At 38.3% G+C, this 2707-nt stretch carries 2 protein-coding genes and 1 pseudogene; all 3 read left to right on the top strand.

Features of this window, described 5'->3' with window-relative positions; all coding sequences use genetic code 11:
- The first annotated feature begins 192 nt into the window (after positions 1-192).
- Positions 193-624 (top strand): MCR_0457 family protein, encoded by a 432-nt coding sequence (locus tag A1019T_RS12650; RefSeq protein ID WP_244156664.1) that lies wholly within the window; start codon positions 193-195, stop codon positions 622-624.
- A gap of 541 nt (positions 625-1165) precedes the next feature.
- Complete coding sequence (locus tag A1019T_RS12645; protein WP_244156663.1) at positions 1166-2380, top strand: D-alanyl-D-alanine carboxypeptidase family protein; 1215 nt, start codon at positions 1166-1168, stop codon at positions 2378-2380.
- Positions 2381-2578: 198 nt separating this feature from the next.
- Positions 2579-2707: pseudogene (locus A1019T_RS12640) on the top strand (IS982 family transposase); the annotation flags it as partial.

Raw genomic sequence — 2707 nt, 5'->3', positions numbered from 1 at the left:
TAATACTACTCAATAATAAAAAGCGTACCTAACCTTTAAAACCTGTTTTTGATTTAAAAATCTATGTGATATCAGAGCACTGGTTGTCTTTAAGTTACTGGTTTAAGACATTGCCTCTTAATTAATAGTAATTCTTAGATATCTATAGATTACTTATCTTTAAGTATGATGATAATGAGTATGAAAAAACTTATGACAAGCCTTTTAAGTAATACCGTATTAAGCAGCTCAGTGAGCAGTAGTGCCGGTAAGTTGGCTCTATCTGCCGTTATTGGGTCTGTGGCTCTAATAGGGTCAACTCTAGCACAAGCGGCACAAACCACTATCCCGGTTGATTTGTCCCGTGCTACGGCCACAAAACATGAGATTGCAGTACTTCAAGTGTTATCTGAGGTGTGCCCTCCCATGTTGAATCGTCAGCAAAGACAAAACTTCCAAAAGACGTATAATCAGCAATTAAAGCAAATGTTGCCGTCTATTGATAACCCAAAAGCAGCCATACGCTATTTGTCCACTCAGCAAGACTATAGGACCATATTATCTAGTATGCGCAACTGGACTTTAAGTTATTCTCGTGACGAGAACTTAGCCTTATGTACTGACTTAGCAAGTGCTGATTTTTAAGCCTTTTTTAGGGTGAAAAAGTAACTAACCCATTAACATAAGAACTTTCAACGTCAACACACAGTATTAAAGTAATAAAAAAGTTAAAGTGATAAAAAATAATAAAAAGAGTCGACATCTTTGATTCGACTCTTTTTTTTGTCTGATACATTCCGTATTTACTCTGATTTATTAGACGAAATCAGATTTGAAAGTTAACTTACTTAATTTAGCGTCTATTTACTCAATTATTTGTTTAACCCATTTGTGCAATTTGTTAATATACTGTCTCGTTTGGCCCCACTGTCAATAGTTTCTATTTATAGTTAAGGATAGACCTAACGCTTTTTAACTTCTATTATGTAGTACTTGTAACATAGTAAACCTTTACCTTCCATTTAGATTCATTCAGATGTTATCGCAACTTATAATCTCTAAATAACTGCTTGACCGCATCCTTGGCTTAGCTTGTCGTTAAGTCATCAAAAAGGTTAATGCCTTTAGGGATTTAAGCCTATGATTAAGTCTTGAATAAACTATGACCAAATATGGTGTCTTAGATATGACTGCTCCTGAAAACAAGCTATTACCTTCATTATTAGTGAAAACTAATACTGTAACTCCATTCTCTACTGTGAAATCTTTTGTCTTAGGCTCAGGGCTTCTAGCTTTATCAGCTGCTGTTTCAGCGGCCCCTGTTCCGCCACCAGAAATGGATAACACCGCTTACATCTTGATGGATTATGATACCGGTGCGATTTTAGCTGAAAAAAATGCAGACCAACCTCTACCTCCTGCATCTCTAACTAAGATGATGACCAGTCATATCATTGAAAAGAAATTGATGGCTGGTGAATTAAAAGAAGATGATCAAGTGCTGATGAGCGAAAACGCTTGGTGTCGTGGTGCAAGCAATCAATCTTGTATGTATGTCCCTGTAAATAAGACAGCCTCTGTAATCGATATGTTACGTGGCATTATTATTCAATCAGGTAATGATGCCTCAAAAGCTATGGCTGAACACATTGCTGGCAGTGAGCAAGCCTTCTCTCAGCTAATGAATGCTGAAGCCAAAGAGCTTGGCATGACCAATACCAACTTTGTTAACGCCACAGGTATGCCCGCTGAAGGTCATCACGCCTCTGCTCGTGACTTAGCGATCTTGTCTCGTGCTATTATCAAACAAGGCGGCGACTACTATAAGCTGTACTCTGAAAAAGAATTCACTTACAACAACATCACTCAGGGCAATCGTAACGCTTTATTACGCACAGATAGTACAGTAGATGGCCTAAAAACCGGTCATACTGATGCAGCAGGCTACTGTCTAGCGGCTTCTAGCTTACGCAATGACATGCGCCTTATCTCAGTAATTATGGGCAGTAAGAGCATGCAGGACCGTGCCGACCAGTCTCGTGAATTATTAACTTGGGGCTTTGGTCACTTTGATACTAAAGTGGTTGCTCCAGCCAATCAGTTCGTAGACACAGTTCCGGTTTATTTTGGCAAAGAAGACTCCGTTAAAGCAGCCACAGGGGAAGCTTTAAAAGTATTAATTACCAAAACTCAATCAGACCAAGTGAGCACAGTGATTAATATTTCTGATAATATCCAAGCCCCAATTGCTAAAGGCCAAGAGATTGGTCGTATGATGGCCGTAATTGATGGTAAATCTGTGGCTTCAGTACCTATCGTTGCTACTGAGGCAGTAGAAAAATCAGGTATCTTCAAGCGCGCTTGGCAGCACATTGCTAAATTCTTTAGTAACTTATTCTAAGTCATAAAACGATATAGAGCTAAAGATCTTAGAGATAAAAAAAGAGGGGCTGTCCTAGGACAATCCCTCTTTTTATTAACTTGTGTTTACTAAATTAACCTGAGTTCGGGATAAGCAGGTCAAAAAAAGGCAAAAAAAGAAGTCCAAAATTGTTAAAGTTAATGTACTAATAAAAACTCAACAAAAAGGACTTCTTACATGGACAACCTAACCGAATTATACTGCCATATTGACGACTTTTACCAAGCATTCAAACCAGAATTTGAACGTCAGCTGATCGAAAATGGGACAAAGCGATTAAGAGCATGCAAGATAAGTGTACCAGAG

The sequence above is a fragment of the Psychrobacter piechaudii genome (assembly GCF_900162825.1).
Lineage (GTDB): Bacteria > Pseudomonadota > Gammaproteobacteria > Pseudomonadales > Moraxellaceae > Psychrobacter > Psychrobacter piechaudii.
Note: the sequence above shows the minus strand (reverse complement) of the source record. Positions and strands in the feature narration are given on the sequence as shown.